A 19,019-nucleotide genomic window follows, 5' to 3' on the forward strand; every position below is an offset into this window, starting at 1 on the left:
TATTAATAAAAAACCGGCAATACTCAACGTACTACCGGTTTATTCAAAAATCTATTTTCCGCTTCATCCGTTCCGTGACCAAACATTGCGGATAAAGCGAATTACGAATCTTTAAATCAGTACAAAAATATGAAAAATATTTTGCATTACAGGTTCTTCTCACCCGAGGACCTGAAAAAAACGCTATCGATTATGAAAATCACAGTCCTTATGCTCTTTGTCGCTTTTTTTCAGACTATGGCGGTCGAGTCATACTCGCAAACAACCAAAGTATCTGTAAAGGCGGAGCAAATTACGCTCGTCGAACTTTTCTCGCAGATCGAGAAACAAAGCGAGTTCCTGTTTTTCTATGTAGACAACGATGTAAAGAACATTGCTGTGAACGTACAAATGAAAAACAAACAAATCCAGGAAGTATTGGACCTGGCATTGCAGAATACGGGGCTTACCTATTCCATCAATGACCGGTACATCAATATTATTCATAAGAACAATACCTCGCGGGAGCTACAAAAAGGCAAGACAGTTTCCGGTATCGTTACAGACCGTTCGGGGATGCCTATTATTGGTGCCAACGTATTTGAAAAAGGAACAAGCAATGGTGTCATCACGGATATGGATGGTAAATATACGCTCTCGGTCGGCGACAATGCAGTTCTGGTTATCTCTTATATCGGATACGTAAACCAGGAGATTAAGCCCAATGGTCAGACCTTTCTCTCTACAGAACTCATGGAAGATACACAGAAGCTGGACGAAGTGATTGTTGTAGGTTTCGGTACACAAAAGAAAGTGAACCTGACAGGGGCGGTTGCCAATGTGGACAGTAAATTGATTCAGGACCGCCCGATTACTTCCGTTTCAGCCGGCTTGCAGGGATTACTGCCGGGCGTTACCGTTTCCCAACGCAGCGGACAGCCGGGTATGGACAACGGAACAATCCGTATCCGTGGTGTCGGCACTTTCAACAATGCAGACCCGATGGTGATTGTAGATGGGGTAGAGTCGAGCATGAACAATATCGACCCGAACGACATCGAGAATATTTCCGTATTGAAGGATGCAGCCAGTGCCGCCATTTATGGTTCAAAAGCAGCCAACGGGGTAATCCTGATTACCACCAAACGTGGAAAGATGGGAAAAGCTTCCATCTCCTATGCAGCAAACTTCGGTTGGCAATCTCCCACTGAGTTACCCGAATATTGTAACTCGGCCGATTATGCCATACTAACAAACGAAGCCCGGAAATATGCAGGGAAAACCCCTATGTATACCGACGCTGAAATCCAGAAATTCAGAGACGGTTCCGACCCGTATGCCTATCCGAATACCAACTGGCAGGACTTGCTTTATGTGGGTTCAGGTTTCCAGCAAAGCCACAACATCAACATAACCGGAGGCGACGAACGGGTTCGCTATATGACCTCCGTGGGATATCAGGGGCAGGAAGGTATCATCAGGAACGCCAATAAAAAACAATATAATGCCCGTATCAACATCGATGCAAATCCGGTTAAGAATCTGGAAACCAGTTTCAGTTTCTCCTATAATAACATAGCAATCAAGGAACCGACCAATCCGTATGTAGGCGGAATGGCACAGGTGTTCCGTCAGGTAAACATGATTTCACCGATGGTTCCTTATAAAAAGGAGGACGGGACTTACGGAACAATCGGTGACGGTAATCCGATTGCCTGGCAGGACTTAAACGCAACGACCGACAAAAAGAGAAACCAGATGCTGGTTATCGGTTCGGCAAAATACAACATCATCGACGGGCTGTCCATCAAAGGGCAAGCCTCTTATAATCTCTATACCGAAGACAGCAACGAATTTATCAAGGATATTCAATACAATCCGAACAAATACCACGGACCAAACAAAATGTACCAGAATGATACGTTTGAAAACACAGTGATGGGCGATGTCCTGTTGGAATACAAAAAAGGTTTCGGGAACCACCATCTGAATGTTTTGGCAGGCTTTCATTCCGAACTCTACAACTACAAGCTGACTACGGCTTATCGCCAGAACTTTCCAAGCAATGAACTGGGTGATATTAATGCAGGAGCAGAAGCCGGAGCGAAAGCAGAAGGCTACAGCCGCCAACTGGCAATGATTTCCTGGCTGGGACGTGTTAATTATGATTTCGCCGGTAAATACCTGGTAGAAGCCAATGTCCGTTACGACGGTTCATCCCGCTTTGCCGCAGCCAATCGCTGGGGTGTGTTCCCTTCTTTCTCCGCCGGATGGAGAATATCGGAAGAAGCTTTCTTTGAGAATGCACGTGACAAATTCGATAACCTGAAAATACGTGCATCCTGGGGTAAATTAGGTAACCAGACCACATCTGTCGGTTCTGAGCTGGTAGATATTGAATACTATCCAACTATCCCTACCATCAATTTAGGAGGTAACTACCCAATGAACGGGACAATCGCTACTGGCGGCTACACCAAATACGCAAAGAACCAGCACCTGAGATGGGAGGAAACTACTTCATGGGGCTTTGGGCTGGATGTTTCCTTAATCCATAAAATCAACCTTACGTTGGACTACTATCAGAAAAGGACATCCGGTATCTTGATGGAAGTTCCAACCCCCAGCACATTCGGGTTGGAACGTTTTATCGATAACGTAGGGAAAATCAAGAATCAGGGAGTCGAACTTGCCGTTCAATACAACGACCAGTTTGGAAAAGTAGGCTTTTCGTTCGGGGGAAACGTTTCGTATAACCGTAACAAAATCCTCGACCTGGGTGGCGTAGACCAGATTATCGACGATAAATATATCAAACGTGTAGGTTGTGCACTGAACAGCTTCTTCGGATACGAAACTGCCGGGTTATACCAATCGGAAGAGGATATCAGGAATTGGGCGACCTATAAAATCACCGGCCAGCAAGTAATGCCGGGCGACATCAAATATGTAAATATGACCGATGATAACGTGATAGATGAAAAAGACCGCGTAGTGCTCGACTCCAGTGACCCTCGCATTAACTTCGGCTTCAATATCGGAGTGCAATATGCTGGTTTCGACTTGTTGGCATTCTTTCAAGGTGCGGCTTTGGTTAAAGGATATATGGACATTGAGGCTATCGGCTCAATCAACGGAGACGACGGCAAGCCGGCTTCTTTATGGATGGACCGTTGGAATACTTCTAATACAGACGGTCAATATCCGCGCGTTTGCGAGACCTTGTCAGGTCCCAGTATGCCGTCTACCGTTTCTTCTTTCTGGTTGCAGAATGCGAATTATCTCCGCTTGAAAAATTTACAGTTCGGTTATACGTTTCCGCAGAAATGGCTAAGACCGCTGATGATTTCCAAGCTGCGGATTTATTACAGTGCGCAGAACATCCTGACCTTTACCAAATTCCTGAAAGGCTGGGACCCGGAAGCTCCGGCAGGCAGAGGCGACTATTACCCACAGACACAAGTTCATGCCATTGGTCTGAACCTTACATTCTAATAACCGATTAACAGATGTCATTATGAAAAAGATAGTATACATATTTTCAGCCATACTCTTATCCCTGACAAGTTGTTCAGACTTTTTGGAAAGAGGTCCCAAAGATGAACTGTCCCCTTCTTCCTTCTGGAGTAAAGAGGCGGATGCGACTTTAGCGGTAGTGGGATGCTACAGTTTCATGGAAGTAAATTCCACCCCTATTTATTTTGATGCCATTTCAGACAATGCGTTCAGTTTCCACCGGTTTGCCGGTTGGCAGGTGATTGGCAACGGTTCCATGTCGCCGGGTGAAACGCAGATGAAGAACTTTATGGATTTCAAAGGTATCCATGCCTGCAACGAATATCTGGAAAAGGAGAAAGAGATTGAGTTTACTACCCCCGGGCTTCGTGAGCGTTACCAGGCGGAAGTCCGTTTTATCCGGGCATACAGTTACTTCACCAAAACACAGGCATATGGCGATGTTCCTTTCTTCACTGAAAATTACGCAACGCCGGAAGAAGCCAAAGTGGGACGTACAGCCCGCGAAACGGTAGAGCAATTTATCATTTCCGAACTGAACGAAATAGCACCGCAACTTCCGGAAAAAGAGGAACTGAGTGATGCCGGGCGAATTTCTCAGGGAGCTGCTTATGCTTTGTTGATGCGCCTTCACCTGTATCGGGGTGAACATGAAAAAGCCCTGGAGGCAGCTAAATTAGTGAAAGGCTATTCACTTTTCAAACAGGATGGAAAGAGTGGTTACGAAAACTACGAAGGACTTTTCCTGATGGCTAACCAGGAATGCAGTGAATATATCCTGAACCTGGAGAATACGGAAAATACTCATCCGATGAACTTCATCACCTTTGTGCCGAATAGCCACGGCGGTTGGTCCGGAGTGGTTCCTTTGCAAAGCCTTGTCGATGCCTACGAAACAACCGACGGGTTAACGATAGAAGAAGCGAAGGCGGCAGGCAAATATGATCCGGCAAATCCGTATGTAAACCGTGACCCGCGTTTGCGTGCAACAATTATCTATCCGGGGCAGAACTGGGAAGGCGACATCTTCCGCTCTGTAGAAAGCACCAGTCCCGATTATCCGGGTTCGGCAAACAATGCGACCCACTCGGGCTACAACTTCAAGAAGTTTTACAACAGCCTGTCGCAGTTTCCGCTGACCTATGAGAATACCGCCAAAAGCATACCCTTGTTCCGGTATGCCGAGGTATTGCTTACTATTGCTGAATGTAAAATAGAACTGAACCGGATTGATGAGGAAGTGTACAGCATCCTGAACGATATACGTACCCGTTCCGGCATGCCGGAAGTAGACCGAACCAAATACAACAGCCCTGCTTCCCTGCGTGAGCTGGTACGCCGTGAACGGCGGGTGGAACTGGCAGGGGAAGGATTGCGCCGTGCAGACATTATCCGTTGGGGCATTGTCAATCAGGTAATGAATCAGGATGCTTTGGGTTGCAACCAGGGAACAATCCTCAGTGAAGTATCAGACCCCGTTTTCGGGGACTTGAAAGTGAAGCTGGACAAAGAACCTTTCTTTGTGGAGAAACGAAGCTATAAAGAGCATAACCGGCTTTTGCCTATTCCTCTGACGGAAATAGATAAGAACCCGAACCTGGCACCGAACAATCCGGGATATGAATAAGGTATTAATTGATTAAAGCAGCACATCATGAAAAGATTCATTACCTGTATCTTCCTGTTTACATTAGCGATATTTACGCTGTCGGCACAAAGTAAAGTGCTCGAATCCGTCAGCTTTAAAAGCCATATTCTGGGCAAAGATGTATCTTATTCCATATACCTGCCCGACGATTATAATGCCTCCAACCGCTATTACCCGGTATTGTACCTGCTGCATGGCTGGACGGACAACGAGACCTCGTGGGTACAAATGGGCGATATGAAACGGATTGCCGACCGGACCATTCGGAAAGAAAAGGCGGTACAAATGATTATCGTTATGCCCGATGCCGGGGAAACCTGGTATGTCAATTCCTTTGACGGAAAAGAGCGGTACGAAGATATGTTCTTTGAAGAACTGATTCCCGAAATAGAAAAGAGTTACCGGGCGCGTCCCGGCAAGCAATACCGTGCTATTTCGGGATTGTCGATGGGTGGTTACGGTTCATTCTTATACAGCTTGCATCACCCGGACTGTTTCACGGTATGTGCCCCGCTTAGTGCTGCCGTCTATACGGACGAGATGATGGAAAAGAGTAAGAATAACGACCGGGGGAAGCTTTTCGACAAGTTATACGGAAAAGGTTGCCTGACCAGCCATTGGTATAAGAACAGCGTTATTTATATGCTGGAAAATATGAAAGAGGAAGATATTCCCAATATCTACTATTATATGGATTGTGGGGATGAAGACACTTTGCTGCATGGGAACAATATAGTCCACGAAATCATGCAGAAAAAGAATATCAAACACGAACTGCGCGTTCGCGATGGGGGACACACATGGACATATTGGAGGACAGCTTTGCCTAACGTAATGGAATTTGTCAGTAAGCATTTTAATCGAAGCTGACACTTCTTTTACGTACTTATGATATAGCCCGGGTATACGACAAAACGAATGTATATCCGGGCTATTTGTATTTTCCCTAAAAGTAATCCATGCCTAATTTCTGCGTCTACCATAGACGGCGCTCTGCGTCTGCTGTCGACGGTGTCCGGCGTTTATCATCGACGCGCCTCGACGTCTACTGTCGACGCAAGGCGGTAGCTGCTGCCGTTACAAAACCATAAGCTTATTCTTCCACCAATAGTTTATGGAGCGCCTCTAAATCGTCTGCGCCAATCAGGTCTACCCCCTCTTCCATAAAGAAACGTTGGAACTGGGGTGTATCCGGCGCTCCCCACCAACGGAACAGCTTTCCTTCCTTGTGTGTCTGGCTGATAATCTCACGCATTTTCCGGAGTTGGTCGGCAGGCATTTCCCCTTCTCCCATCCAGGAGAAATACGCTTTGTAGTTATCGCTTACTACCGGTGCCAGGCTGGCAGGTATGCCCTGGTTCAAATCGGCAATCTGCCCGTCCAGAAAAGCAGAGCGGGTTGTTTCCATAGGCAAGGTCTTTTTCGGACGGTCGCCGGAAATGAACAGCAGGATAGTCCCTTCCTTATATACCCTGTCTTCCACGGAACAGAACAGGTCTTTGTACGGCTCCATCTGCTTTTTCAGCAAGACATACGCCTCTTCCCCTTTTTCTTTGAAGTCCACCATCAGGAAGAACGGGTGGTCGCTTTGGGGATATACTTTTCCTCCGTTCGCCTGTATGCGGGCTACCAGAGGTTTCAGGTATAATGCTTCGAATGTGATGGACGGGTTCGTTTCAGGGCGGTCGTGGGAAACATACAATTCCCCGTCTATCGGCCATAAATCGGCTTCCACACAATTAAACTGTAGCGACAATGCATCCTGCAACGGGTGCGCACGCCAGTAGTCATTGTGGGAGAACGCATTGTAGTGAATCTCTTCGGAAGTCCCTTTCTCCTCTTTTTTCCATTTGCAGGAAGTGACAGATAAAAGGGATAAGGCCAAAAGTAAAATAAGCGGTTTCATTGTTTTCTTCTTTTATCGATTGAGTGTATTATATCAGTTTGGAACCTGCTTCCACGGTCGCCTTTTTTTGTTTGTCGCCCCATAGCACAGTCAGTTCCAGGGGCACATTCGTCTTGATTTCCACCTTCGGTTCCTGGTCGGCGGACGAACGGGCTTTTACCTTTATGGAAACCAGGCCGTCCAATCCGAAAGGATAGCTGTCGATACCATAGGCTTCCAGCAGGTTGACATCCAGCGTCAGTTCTTTCTCGTAGACGTTCGAACGGATGCCGAATACCTGTTCGATTAATCCGGCGATAGGCGCCAGCCCTCCCCATCCTACGAAATCGGGACGAGCCATAAAGCCCGGTTCTTCATGCTCCGGCGCGTAGTATTCCCAGAAAGTTCCGGTATTCTTATAGACTTTCAGTACGTTATCGTAATGGTTGCGGGCGATTTCGTACGACTGTTTGCGATAGCCCTGCTGATACAGGCCAGTGATTACCATATAATTGGCTCCGGGCCATACGCCTCCCTGCCAGTAGCGTCCGTTGTCCTTGTATTTCGGATGGTCGGCGGCTAAAGAGGGCACACGGTGGAGGCGGTTGAAAGTTTCCTTATTGTTTAGTTCCTCAACGAGCGCATCCAGCCTGTCTTTGGGCAATACGTCCGTCAGCAAAGCCCAATAGGCATAAATTCCTTTGGTGGAGGAAAGGCTTCCGTCGGCATATTGGTCAAACAGGAAATGTTCTTTTTCATCCCAGAGGTTCTCGTTGATATACTTTTTCAACATCTTCTGTTCGTCTTCGAACTCCTCAATCTCTTGCCAGCGTTCGAGGTAGAAGCCCATTTCCAGCAGATGGCCGGCTGTGAAGTATTGTTGCAGGCAGACATCCAGCCAAATCATATGGCCGTGGCTGTAAATCGGGTTGTATTTTTCCGGTACGCGGGGCATATTGTCCATACCGGTTCCCCATCCGCTGCTCCAATACGTGCCGTTGCGCCAGGTATGGTTCAGTTTCAGCCATTTGTAGTAAGCGCACAAAGCCGGGAAGATGCGGTGCAGGCGGTCCATGTCACCGAACTGTTTATAGTAGACGATTTCGCTCCAGGGGATGATGTTCGGTCCTGTGCTTGTCGGGTCGTACCGTTCGAAACAGTCGGCTCCGTCGGACTTGATTTCACGGCAGATGAAACCGTCGGGATGCTGCTTGGCATAGAAGTTATCCAGTGTTTTCTGGAAGGGGAAGAAATGGGTGCCGTAACGGGCAAACATCATCATAAATGCAGAATCCCACATGAAGATATTGCCGTTGTACGCTACATCCAGATAGCTCGATACGAATCCGGAACCGGGTTCGGGGGCTTTGATATGCTGGATGGCGAGGTCCCAGGCTTTCCAGTACATTTCAATCTCTTTGTCGTGACCGCTCCATGTCGGGGAAGGTAGTACCCGTTTGGCATCGGCAAAGGTACCGGGCTGGGTGGCTTCGGCTTTTGCCGTGCGGAATTCGTTTTCCGTGACAAAGGGTTCTTTTAGATACGTATTTTTATAAGGAAGACGGTATTTGGGAAGGTCTTCCTTGGTATCTTGCGCCAGTAGGTTCCCGACCGGCAGGCTTGCCGCGCCTGTAGCAAGAAGGGATTGCTTCAAAAAGTTTCGTCGTGTTGTCATATTTGTTTCAGATAATGATAAGCCATTATAAATTCAGTAATTTCTTAATCTTCCAGAAGATATCCGTGTTTTCGAAGATACCGGTGAAGTTCTCGTGTCCGGGACCGAATGCATAAACGGGAACCATTACCCCGCTATGTCCACCGGTCGAGAATTTGCAGACGATACGTCCTTCTTGCAAGTCCCCGTCTACCAGCGTGAGGCCTCCTGTTTCATGGTCGGCGGTGACAATCACCAGGGTTTCCCCGTCTTTTGCCGCCCATTCAAATACTTTGCCGACAGTGCGGTCAAAGTCGTGGGTTTCCTGCATCAGTAGGTCCAGGTCGTTGAAGTGCCCGTAGTCGTCCAACTGCGAGCCTTCTATCATCAGGAAGAAGCCGTTCTTATTCTGGTCCAGCAAGTTGATGGCTTTCATGGAGGCGCGTGCCAGCAGGTCGCCACGTTCGGCAGGAACCGGGGTGTCGATGGAGTCTGTTATGCAGAATACTTTCCCTTTTTTGATTTTAGCCAGTTCTTTCCAGCTACGCGGTGTCTGGTAGCCTTTATCCCGCAGTTCTTTGAACAGGTCGCGTCCGTCGGCACGGTTCTCGAACAGTTTGGAACCTCCTCCGAATACATAGTCTACACCGCAGTTTACATAATCCGCTACAATCTCGGCTTCCGCATCCCGGTCTGTATTATGGCAGCAGAAATCGGCGGGTGTTGCGTCCCACAGGCGACAGGTGACGGCTATGCCGCTGGATAATTTTTTCTTGTTTGCCAATGTCGTGAGCGACTCCAGCGGTTTGCCATCCGGGTCTACACCCACCATGTGGTAGTTTGTCTTGTATCCGGTAGCCAGTGCCGTTCCTCCGGCGCCGGAATCCGTAATCAGTTTATTGGCGCAATAGGTTTTGGACAAACCGGTGCTTTGGCTATTGTCCAGCCAGAGGTGTCCGCGGTTTGCCGTCCATGCCGAATACATATGCATCAGGCTCATACCGTCTCCGATCATCAGGATTACATTCTTGATTTTCGAGCCTGCCGGCGGAACGATTTTATCTACCTGATAGGGCGTTTCCAGTACATAGGTCTGTTCTTTGTCCCGGCGGCTTTGTGCCTGGGCATCAGGAGTCGTAGCAGATAGTAAAAGCAGTACGACGCAGGTCATTGCAATAAGATTTCTTTTCATGTCTGTTTATATCGGATTAGATTTATGAATAGGCCTTTTAATGAAACAGGTTTTCCCGGGGGATAGGGACGAACTCCGTGTCTCCCGGTTTCTTCCAGCCCCAACTCAGGTGTTCGCCTTCGTAATCTTCAAAATATTCGAGGCGGAAAGCATGATAGCCTTTTTGTAGCGGGATGCGTCCGGAGGAAACAATTGCCGCATGGGAGGTATCGTTGTTTACCACTTCTTCGCCGTCTATGAATAAGACACTGCCGTCGTCCGAACGGGTGAAGAACTCATAGACTCCGTTTTCCGGTACCAGCAGATAACCGGTGAAGATATACCCGAAATGGTCCGCCTGTTTGGCTTCGGTAATAGACGGTTCGGGCATGATGCCCTGTTCTGCTATTTTAGCCTGTTTCAGGTCGGCAGTAAGCTGGAAGTAGCCTTCAAAATATTGGTAGGCAACCCCGCTGGCATGAGGTGCGACTGCTTTTCCCGGGCGCAGTTTTGCTTTGGTTGCCTGAATGACATAGGTACGGCTGGGTGTGTAGCCTTTCTTATAGGCTTTTGCTTTTACCGCGGCAGATTCTATCAATGTAACCGGTGAAGTATATACGGGGGAATCCTCGGAAGGCTCTGTGCCGTCCAGTGTGTAGTGGATGATGGCTTCCGGGGTTGCACATACTAATGCAACGGTTGCTTTGCCTTCAAACAGGTACAGGTCTGCCGCAATGCTGGGCACGGAAACGACCGGAGTTGTTGTATAGGAATAGGGGGCGGCTTCTTTTCCGGTACCCCATATCGTATCCGGCTCGGCGGACAGGGTGAAGGCAAGCGTTCCGCCTTCCATCAACTGGTCGTAGGTAATGAAGCATTCCGGAATTTCCTGCTTATTCAGGGAAACCTTTGTAATGTATTTGTTCTTTGCCGGGTTATTGGCGGTAATCTCCAAAGTTTTGCCATTAGCCAATTGCATGGTCGCTTTCTCAAACAGAGGAGCTGTCAGTACAAACTGGTTGCTTCCCGGGCAAACCGGGTAGAAGCCCAGACTGCTCAGGATATACCATGCCGACATCTGTCCGCAGTCTTCGTTTCCGATGATTCCTTCAGGGGTGGGCTGGTACATCTCGTCCAGCAGGCGGCGTGTCCAGTATTGCGTTTTCCAAGGCTCGCCCACATAGCTGTAAAGGTATGCCATATGGTGGCTCGGTTCGTTTCCATGTGCATACTGGCCGATTAGTCCGGTTACATCGGACAGTTCGCCTTCAACCTCCGATGTTACGGTAAACAGGCTGTCCAGATTGGCGATAAAACGGTCGCGTCCTCCCATTAACTGTTCCAGTCCGTATATGTCATGCGGAACGAAGAAACGGTATTGCCAGGCTGTAGCTTCCGTGTAGGAGCGTCCGATGGCAAACGGATTGAAGGGGGCTTCCCAGTTTCCGTCCTGACGTTTCCCGCGGAAAAAGCCGGTAGTGCCGTCGAATACGTTTATAAAGTTCTGAGAACGCTGGATAAAGGTTTCGTAGTCCGCCGTTTTGTTCATGGCTTTTGCCATTTGTGCGATGCACCAGTCGTCGTAAGCAAATTCGAGCAGGCAGGATACGGACTCTTTCTTTTGGTTGGCTGGGATAAAACCTTGTGCGATGTATTCGGCGGCTCCTTTTTTATTCTTTGCTGCCGATATTTTCATCGCTTCAAAAGCCTTTTCCGCATCGAACCCGCGGATTCCTTTCAGATAGGCGTCTGCAATGATGGAGGTGGCATGGTAGCCTATCATCGTGCCGGTTTCTCCGGTGGATAAGGGCCATAGGGGCAGTTCACCGTGTATGTCGTACAGGTATAGCAGCGAGTTTACCATCTCATTAACCAGTGCGGTATCCAGCAAGGTCATCATCGGATGCCATGCTCGGAAAGTATCCCAGGTTGAAAAGGTGGAGAAGAGACGGGATGTCGTATCTGCGTCACTGATTGTGTTGGGAACAACCTGGCTGTGATAAAGGGCCGTATAGAAGTTAATCCGTTCGGCTTTCGTTCCGCCTTCTATCCGGATGCGGTCGAGATGTTTTTCCCAGTCGGAGCGGGCGTTGTCTTTGAAATGGTCGAAGTCGAACGAGTCGGCGGTTTCGGCAATGAGGTTCCGGCGTGCGCTCTCTTCGTTATTGATGGAAAGCCCCGCTTTTACAACCAAAGGGGTTCCCTCGGGCATATCGAAATAGAGGGTCATTGCCGGGTAGTGCTTAATTTTCGTGTTTTTTATAGGCGATGAGAACCGGGCGACAAAATAGACGGTCTGGTCCATGACCCATCCGTCCGTACTGCGCATACCGGTTATTTCATCCGGCCCGGTTTGCTTTAGTTCATATTTATTGATAGACTCGTTGTCCAACAGGTGGGAAAGGTCTATCTCCAGAACCGGTTCTGTACCGGGCGACCAAGTATATCTGTGAATACCGGTGTGGGTGGTGGCTGTCAGTTCGGCTTTTACCCCGGCGTTTTTCAGCAGGACTGAGTAGTATCCCGGTGAGGCGGTTTCATCCTCGTGCGAGAATCCGGTTTCCAAGGTGGAAAACGGGCGAAACAGAATATCTCCCAAATCGATGCAACCGGTTCCGCTCAGATGCGTATGTGAGAATCCCATCATTGTAGAATCGGTGTAGTGATAGCCGGAGCAGGCATCCCAGTTTCCCCGGCGTGTGTCGGGACTTAATTGTACTCCACCGAAAGGTACTGTTGCCCCCGGATACGTATGTCCGTGAAACCCTGTACCGATAAAGGGGTCGACTAAATCAACCGGAGATTTTGGAGCCGTGCTGCAAGCCGAAAGTAATGCAACACTCCAAAGTATAAATGCCTTTTTTATCATTTTGAATGCAGATTTTTTAGTGGTTTCTCCCTTTACTTTTATACAATTGAAAGGGAGAAACCACTTAGTGGGAGAACTTTTTATGTATTTTCCGGAAATACTTTTGAAAGCCGTTTATTTGATAAACTTGACGAACGGGAGTATCTGCAAAGGCATATGGTCCGTTTTATAATATACCTCCAGTTTTTGTCCCATATAATCGTCGAAGTATTCGACTTTTACATCGTGTGTTCCTTTTTCCAGATTAATGTTGCCGTATTTCATGTCGGCAGAATGTGAACCGTCGTTGTCTATTACTTCCTTACCGTCGATATAGAGTTTGGCTCCGTCGTCGGAAATGATACCGAATGTGTATTTGCTGGCTTCCGTGATAGTTAGTTTTGTTGTGAACAGGACGGCGAAATGGTCTTTCTCCTCTACATCCAATTCGTCGAGTGAAAGTTCGTATACATAGCCTTCGCGGGTGGGTCTGCCTAAAGCATTGAAGTCGGGCAGGCTCTTTTTCATCATGTTTTCATAATATTTGTAGGCTACCTTAGGCGTTTCGTTTTCCGGCAACACGCGAATCATGGCATTTCCTATCTTGCCCGGCTGGCCGTTGCGGTAAACGATTGCCTGTATGATAGCGGGTTTATCCAGAGTAAACGGCCCTTCATATTTTGTGGACTGGTTGGTAGGGATGCTTCCGTCCAATGTATAATAGATTTCGGCTCCTACCACATCTCCTGTTATCGTCACTTCCGTGTTTTCTTTGAAGAAGCCTTCGGACGGATAGATAAACGGCATCGGCACGTAGATTTTGTCTGTTTTAGGCTCAAAGGCTTCCGAAATGAATTTCCCGACGCATTCCTGTGGCAACTGTACGCCTAACAGACCGCCGACCGTAGCGGCAATGTCGCAAATGAAATTGGTGCGTTCCATTACTTTGCCTTTTGTCACTTGTCCGCCGTACATGATAATCGGTATTTCCAGTTCGGCTTCAGAATCCCCTCCGTGAGATTTACCCAGTCCGCCGTGGTCGGCTGTTACGATAATAACGGTTTCATCCAGTAGACCGGCTTCCTTAATCCGTTTTACAAAGTCGCCGACCATTGCATCAAAATGGGTGATTGTTTCCAGGTATTCGCGGGATTCGTGTCCGGTTTCATGTCCCATATGGTCTGTCTGGTTAATCGACACGAACAGGAATTCTGGTTTGTCCTGTAGAAAAGCATCGAAAGCCTGTTGTAAAGTCTGGTCGTAGTCCAAGCCGGTTACCGCTTTGTCTGCCACACTGGTATCATACATTCTGTCTTGTCCTGTCCATTCGTAGAACATATAAACTTTGGCATCGGGCCGCTGCTGTTTGATATCATCGAAGATGGTAGGGAAAAGCCCTTTTTTATTCTTTACAGCCGGTTCGATGGTTTTATTATCCGGTTCCCAATCGTTTTCCGTTACTCCATGCATCTCGATATTGGCACCGCTAACCATCGACATCCAGTTCTGGCTGCTTGAGGTAGGACGCAGGCAACGGGCCTTGATGGAAACAGCTCCGTTTTCTATCATTTCATTGAAGTTCGGGGTCTGTGCGCGCTGTACGCCACGGGCACTCATTGCATCGAAGCCTAACAGGATTACATGTTTGGCTCGCGGGGTTTTGTTTTGAGGATTGCTACAGGATAGCATCAGCAAACAAACCAGAAAAGAAAAAGCGTTTATTAACTTCATGGTATATAAATAATTAAGATATATCGAAAGATTCCCACTATTATCCGCAACCTTTTGGCACAGGCCGGATTTATCTCCACTTTGCGAAAGTAAGAATTTGTTGCCAAACTATCACCATTACAATAGAAAATGACAGGATTATAGTTCCAGCATCTTCTTTTCTTTTATCAGGTCTGTTTCGTTCATTTGCAGGGAAGGGACTGTGCACATTTTGATATAATCGCCAGTCTGGCAAGTATAGTCATAGTATGCCTGTTGCTCGGGGCTAAAATCTTCTTTTCGGATTAAGCCGGCGGGCATGGACGTAAAAACATCCATATCGGTGCTGTCTGATGATTTGATAAGTAGAATCCGGCGTGCTACCGGATTACGGTTATAATCCAGGCCGATATATAAACCGCGTAATTGTTTCGGGCTATGGAAGAAAGGGATTTGCAGATAAATTGTTACCAGGGTAAATTGTGGGGTGGGATTTTCGCTGAACATACAATAAAAATTCTGGGGGTCGCCAATCACACCCATTCCCCATTGTGCTTCTCCATAAGCGTTGAGGCGTCCGATTTTAATGTATCCCTGGCATTCGGGAGCTGTAATGATAAACGGTTCCATTTTCAGGCAATCGGAAGAGGAGGAGAGGCTGTAGCTGGTGTATATGCCACAAAGGTTTCCGGCTTTTTGGGGCGAGAGCATCATTTCTTCCTGAAGGTGTTCGATAAAAGGATTACTGTTTGCCGGATTCTGTTCCGGTGTAATTTCTATTTCATTCAAACGTACTAATAATTCGGGGAGGCTGTTGAGCAGCCTGCGTTTGGACAGGTTATTTACTAAGGTTAGAGCATTATCTAAAGCATCCTCTTGGGGTTTTCTTTTAATCTCTTCGAAATAAGCCGGAAGGACGGTGGTATACAATGAGGATAATATGCTTGGGGCCATGCCTGCACAGTTTGCTATTTCTTTCATTTTCACCCCGTTTTTACGCAGGTATTCGATACGGTTGAAAAGTTCCAGTAAGTTGTTTGTCATTTCTGTAATTTACTTGATTGTATTGCAAAATAAATACGGTGATATTGCATTCGCACTACATGAATGTTACATAAATATTTCTTTATAAATTATTGATTTATAATGTGGTATAAATCATGAATATTCATGTATTCAGTAATATTGTTGTAATATCGCACCTCTACTTTTGCTGTCGGAAACGAAAATAACAGCAATATGAAAAGTAAACAACAAACAATGAGTCCATCCCGGAAACGGTTTTCCGATCTGCTTTTTATCCTTTGGGCAGGTGGTGCAGCCCTGTTATCTTATTCTTTGGTGTATGCACTGCGCAAACCTTATACGGCTGCTGCATTTGAGGATTTGGAGTTGTTTAATATGGATTATAAAGTAGTAGTTACCATTTCCCAGATATTAGGATACGTAATTTCTAAGTTTATGGGGATTAAACTGATATCCGAACTGAAGCGGGAAGAACGTTTGAAGTTTATCCTGATGTCGATTGTGATGGCGGAACTTTCATTGGTATTTTTCGGTTTGCTGTCCGCTCCTTATAATATAGCAGCCATGTTCCTGAACGGTCTTTCGCTGGGATGTATGTGGGGAGTTATTTTCAGTTTTATTGAAGGACGGCGGATGACGGATATTTTAGCCAGTTTGTTAGGTGTGAGTATGGTGATCAGTTCCGGTACGGCAAAATCGTTGGGGCTTTATGTAATGAATACGTTGCATGTAAACGAGTTTTGGATGCCCGCATTAATCGGAGCCGTGGCACTTCCGCTTCTGGCTTTGCTGGGATATATACTGAATCGTTTACCGGAACCGACAGTCGAGGATATAGAAATGAAGTCGGAGCGTGAGACGCTAAATGGCAAACAACGCTGGGAGCTTTTCAAAAGTTATATGCCCTTCCTAACCCTGTTGTTTGTAGCCAATATAGCGATTGTTATCCTGCGTGATATAAAAGAAGATTTTTTGGTGAATATCATTGATGTATCCGATTACTCTCCTTGGATGTTTGCCCGTATAGATGGCATTGTGACTTTGATTATCCTCGTAATCTTCGGCTTGATGGTATTGGTGAAAGATAACCTGAAAGCACTTTCCATACTTTTCGGTTTGATTATTGCAGGAATGATTGTGATGTCGGTGGTTTCTTTCGGTCAGGAACAGTTTCAGTTATCTCCTGTGGTCTGGTTGTTTATCCAGAGTTTATGTCTGTATATTGCTTATTTGACCTTCCAGACAATTTTCTTTGACCGTTTTATCGCTTGCTTCCGGATACGGGGAAATGTAGGGTTCTTCATCGTAACGACAGACTTTCTGGGGTATACCGGAACGGTTCTGGTTCTTGCACTGAAAGAGTTTTTACATCCGGCTATCGACTGGGCTGTATTTTATAACCAGCTTGCCGGTTATGTCGGTATCTTTTGCTGCATCACATTCATCTGTTCCTTCGTATATTTGCATCAGCGCTATCGTCGGGAAAACGGGGCGCCGGTGAAAGACAAGACTGCCTTCCAATCGACTCCGCAGAATGCCGTTACAATGGCTTGAATAGAGAAATAATAATTAAGAATATATCATCTGTTTATTTATGAAAAAGATTTCATGTGTGATTATGGACTGGGCGGGAACGGCTGTCGATTTCGGTTGCTTCGCCCCTTTGAATGCGTTCCTGAAAGTGTTTTCCGAAGAGAAAGGCATTGATATTACTTATCGGCAGGCACGCGAGCCGATGGGTTTGCTGAAGATAGACCATATCAAGGCGATTCTCAGTATGCCGGAAGTGAATGCAAAGTTTCAGGCTCGTTATAACCGCGCTTGGAATATGGACGATGTGAATGAGATGTACAAGAGTTTCGAGAAGCACCTGTTTGCTTCACTGAGCAATTTTACTACTCCGATTCCCGGTGTGCTGGAGACTATGAAATTACTGCGTGAACAGGGAATAAAGATCGGTTCAACTACAGGCTATACACAGGCTATGATGGATGTTGTCCGCCCCGGTGCAGCTGCAAAAGGATATGTTGTGGATAACCTGGTTACTCCGGATGATGTTCCGGCCGGGCGTCCTGCTCCTTATATGATTTACCAAAACATGATAGACCTTGCTGTTCCTTCTGTGGATAATGTGGTGAAAGTCGGTGACACGATAGCCGATATCAAGGAAGGCGTGAATGCGAAGGTGTGGAGTATCGGTCTTATTACCGGAAGTAATGAAATGGGGCTGAGTGAGGATGAATACAAGCATCGTTCAGCAGAAGAGTTAATCCCGTTGAAGAAAGAGGTACGCCAACGTATGTTGGATGCCGGGGCACATTTTGTATTGGATAATATTACGGAACTGCCTGCCTGTATTGAGAAAATTAATCGTTGAAGCTTCGATTGTACCTTTTTAATTCATAGTTATGGTTTTTCCGATTCATAACTATGAATTAGGAAAATCATAAGTATGAATCAGAATAGTCATAATAAAAATAGATACATAAAATGAGAAATTATTTGTTGCTTACTCCCGGTCCTTTAAGTACATCCGAAACAGTCCGTGAAGCGATGTTGCAGGACTGGTGTACATGGGATAAAGATTATAATGAAGGAATCGTAACCCCTATCCGTAAGGGCTTGTTGGCTATTGCCGGGGTGGATGGGAATGAATATACAAATGTGCTTTTGCAGGGAAGCGGAACATATTGTGTAGAAGCTACAATCGGTGCGGCTGTAGGTCCGAATGATAAATTGCTTATCCTGGCAAATGGAGCTTATGGTGAACGTATGGCTGAGATTGCCCGCTATTACCATATCGACCATGTGTTGGTATCTCTTCATGAAACGGAACTGATTACCGGAGAGGTAGCACGTAAGGCATTGGAAGAAAACCCGGGTATCACTCATCTTTCCATGGTACACAGCGAAACGACAACCGGATTGCTGAATCCGATAGAAGAAGTGGGTGAGGTGATACGTAACCGTAACATTACATTTATAGTGGATGCGATGAGCAGTTTTGGCGGAGTACCTATCGATATGCAGAAAACAGGAATAGATTTCCTGGTTAGCAGTGCCAATAAATGTATTCAGGGAGTCCCCGGTTTTGGTTTCGTAATCGCCCGTAAGGATAAACTGGCGGCAACGAAAGGGAATGCCCGCTCTTTGTCTCTGGATATGTATGCTCAGTGGGAAACCATGGAAAAAGGAGGAGGAAAATGGCGTTTCACTTCTCCTACACATGTTGTCCATGCTTTCTGGCAGGCAATGCAGGAATTAAATGAAGAAGGCGGTATTGCCGCACGCTATGAACGGTATAAAAAGAACCATCGTACACTGGTTGACGGTATGCGTGCATTAGGCTATAAGACGTTGTTGCCGGATGCTTCACAAGGACCGATTATTACTTCTTTCTATTATCCTTCGGCCGATTTCTCTTTTGTGTCTTTCTATGAAAAGCTGAAAGCAAAAGGGTTCGTTATTTATCCGGGTAAAATATCGGATGCCGATACATTCCGTATCGGAAATATCGGGGATGTTTATCCAGAAGATATGGAAGCCTTGCTGTTGGCAATCAAAGAGGTAATAGCCTGATAA

The 19,019-nt window shown here is 46.6% G+C and carries 12 protein-coding genes; 6 read left to right on the plus strand and 6 right to left on the minus strand.

Annotated features, from left to right (window positions below; translation table 11 throughout):
* Window positions 1–192: 192 nt before the first annotated feature.
* The 3 genes from ACGE0T_RS19870 to ACGE0T_RS19880 are packed head-to-tail and all read left to right on the plus strand — an operon-like array spanning window position 193 to window position 6,013.
* Window positions 193–3,474 carry a TonB-dependent receptor gene (locus ACGE0T_RS19870; protein ID WP_459188305.1) on the plus strand — a complete coding sequence of 1,094 codons (3,282 nt, stop codon included), beginning with the start codon at window positions 193–195 and terminating at the stop codon, window positions 3,472–3,474.
* A 22-nt stretch (window positions 3,475–3,496) separates the two neighbouring features.
* On the plus strand, window positions 3,497–5,122 hold the full coding sequence (locus ACGE0T_RS19875; protein ID WP_459188306.1) for a RagB/SusD family nutrient uptake outer membrane protein: 1,626 nt from the start codon (window positions 3,497–3,499) through the stop codon (window positions 5,120–5,122).
* A gap of 27 nt (window positions 5,123–5,149) precedes the next feature.
* Window positions 5,150–6,013 carry an alpha/beta hydrolase gene (locus ACGE0T_RS19880; RefSeq protein WP_459188307.1) on the plus strand — a complete coding sequence of 288 codons (864 nt, stop codon included), beginning with the start codon at window positions 5,150–5,152 and terminating at the stop codon, window positions 6,011–6,013.
* A gap of 223 nt (window positions 6,014–6,236) precedes the next feature.
* Here the strand turns inward: ACGE0T_RS19880 and ACGE0T_RS19885 are convergent, their stop codons facing one another.
* The 6 genes from ACGE0T_RS19885 to ACGE0T_RS19910 all read right to left on the minus strand — a co-directional run bounded on the left by ACGE0T_RS19885 (window position 6,237) and on the right by ACGE0T_RS19910 (window position 15,455).
* The gene (locus ACGE0T_RS19885; protein ID WP_459188308.1) at window positions 6,237–7,049 is read right to left on the minus strand and encodes a PI-PLC domain-containing protein; all 813 of its coding nucleotides are present in this window, start codon (window positions 7,047–7,049) and stop codon (window positions 6,237–6,239) included.
* Window positions 7,050–7,077: 28 nt separating this feature from the next.
* Window positions 7,078–8,703: an MGH1-like glycoside hydrolase domain-containing protein gene (locus tag ACGE0T_RS19890; protein WP_459188309.1), complete on the minus strand. Its 1,626-nt coding sequence runs from the start codon at window positions 8,701–8,703 to the stop codon at window positions 7,078–7,080.
* A gap of 25 nt (window positions 8,704–8,728) precedes the next feature.
* Window positions 8,729–9,853 (minus strand): alkaline phosphatase, encoded by a 1,125-nt coding sequence (locus tag ACGE0T_RS19895; RefSeq protein WP_459190523.1) that lies wholly within the window; start codon window positions 9,851–9,853, stop codon window positions 8,729–8,731.
* A 58-nt stretch (window positions 9,854–9,911) separates the two neighbouring features.
* The gene (locus ACGE0T_RS19900) at window positions 9,912–12,722 is read right to left on the minus strand and encodes a GH92 family glycosyl hydrolase (RefSeq protein ID WP_459188310.1); all 2,811 of its coding nucleotides are present in this window, start codon (window positions 12,720–12,722) and stop codon (window positions 9,912–9,914) included.
* 114 nt (window positions 12,723–12,836) lie between these two features.
* On the minus strand, window positions 12,837–14,432 hold the full coding sequence (locus ACGE0T_RS19905) for an alkaline phosphatase family protein (protein ID WP_459188311.1): 1,596 nt from the start codon (window positions 14,430–14,432) through the stop codon (window positions 12,837–12,839).
* Window positions 14,433–14,570: 138 nt separating this feature from the next.
* The gene (locus ACGE0T_RS19910) at window positions 14,571–15,455 is read right to left on the minus strand and encodes a hypothetical protein (RefSeq protein ID WP_459188312.1); all 885 of its coding nucleotides are present in this window, start codon (window positions 15,453–15,455) and stop codon (window positions 14,571–14,573) included.
* Window positions 15,456–15,650: 195 nt separating this feature from the next.
* Between ACGE0T_RS19910 and ACGE0T_RS19915 the strand changes: the two genes are divergently transcribed.
* From ACGE0T_RS19915 to phnW, 3 genes are all read left to right on the plus strand, one after another.
* Window positions 15,651–16,991, plus strand: coding sequence for a DUF5690 family protein (locus tag ACGE0T_RS19915; protein ID WP_459188313.1), 1,341 nt, complete (start codon window positions 15,651–15,653; stop codon window positions 16,989–16,991).
* A gap of 40 nt (window positions 16,992–17,031) precedes the next feature.
* A complete protein-coding gene (phnX, locus tag ACGE0T_RS19920) occupies window positions 17,032–17,814 on the plus strand; it encodes a phosphonoacetaldehyde hydrolase (protein WP_459188314.1) in 783 nt (260 codons plus the stop codon).
* 113 nt (window positions 17,815–17,927) lie between these two features.
* Complete coding sequence (gene phnW / locus ACGE0T_RS19925) at window positions 17,928–19,016, plus strand: 2-aminoethylphosphonate--pyruvate transaminase (protein ID WP_459188315.1); 1,089 nt, start codon at window positions 17,928–17,930, stop codon at window positions 19,014–19,016.
* Window positions 19,017–19,019: the final 3 nt, after the last annotated feature.

Source organism: Parabacteroides sp. APC149_11_2_Y6 (genome assembly GCF_054506995.1).

What these genes read in the sequence shown, in the direction of transcription:
- ACGE0T_RS19870 (WP_459188305.1), top strand. Translation starts at nt 193, where the DNA reads ATGAAAATCACAGTCCTTATGCTCTTTGTCGCTTTTTTTCAGACTATG.
- ACGE0T_RS19875 (WP_459188306.1), top strand. Translation starts at nt 3,497, where the DNA reads ATGAAAAAGATAGTATACATATTTTCAGCCATACTCTTATCCCTGACA.
- ACGE0T_RS19880 (WP_459188307.1), top strand. Translation starts at nt 5,150, where the DNA reads ATGAAAAGATTCATTACCTGTATCTTCCTGTTTACATTAGCGATATTT.
- ACGE0T_RS19885 (WP_459188308.1), bottom strand. Translation starts at nt 7,049, where the DNA reads ATGAAACCGCTTATTTTACTTTTGGCCTTATCCCTTTTATCTGTCACT.
- ACGE0T_RS19890 (WP_459188309.1), bottom strand. Translation starts at nt 8,703, where the DNA reads ATGACAACACGACGAAACTTTTTGAAGCAATCCCTTCTTGCTACAGGC.
- ACGE0T_RS19895 (WP_459190523.1), bottom strand. Translation starts at nt 9,853, where the DNA reads ATGACCTGCGTCGTACTGCTTTTACTATCTGCTACGACTCCTGATGCC.
- ACGE0T_RS19900 (WP_459188310.1), bottom strand. Translation starts at nt 12,722, where the DNA reads ATGATAAAAAAGGCATTTATACTTTGGAGTGTTGCATTACTTTCGGCT.
- ACGE0T_RS19905 (WP_459188311.1), bottom strand. Translation starts at nt 14,432, where the DNA reads ATGAAGTTAATAAACGCTTTTTCTTTTCTGGTTTGTTTGCTGATGCTA.
- ACGE0T_RS19910 (WP_459188312.1), bottom strand. Translation starts at nt 15,455, where the DNA reads ATGACAAACAACTTACTGGAACTTTTCAACCGTATCGAATACCTGCGT.
- ACGE0T_RS19915 (WP_459188313.1), top strand. Translation starts at nt 15,651, where the DNA reads ATGAAAAGTAAACAACAAACAATGAGTCCATCCCGGAAACGGTTTTCC.
- phnX (WP_459188314.1), top strand. Translation starts at nt 17,032, where the DNA reads ATGAAAAAGATTTCATGTGTGATTATGGACTGGGCGGGAACGGCTGTC.
- phnW (WP_459188315.1), top strand. Translation starts at nt 17,928, where the DNA reads ATGAGAAATTATTTGTTGCTTACTCCCGGTCCTTTAAGTACATCCGAA.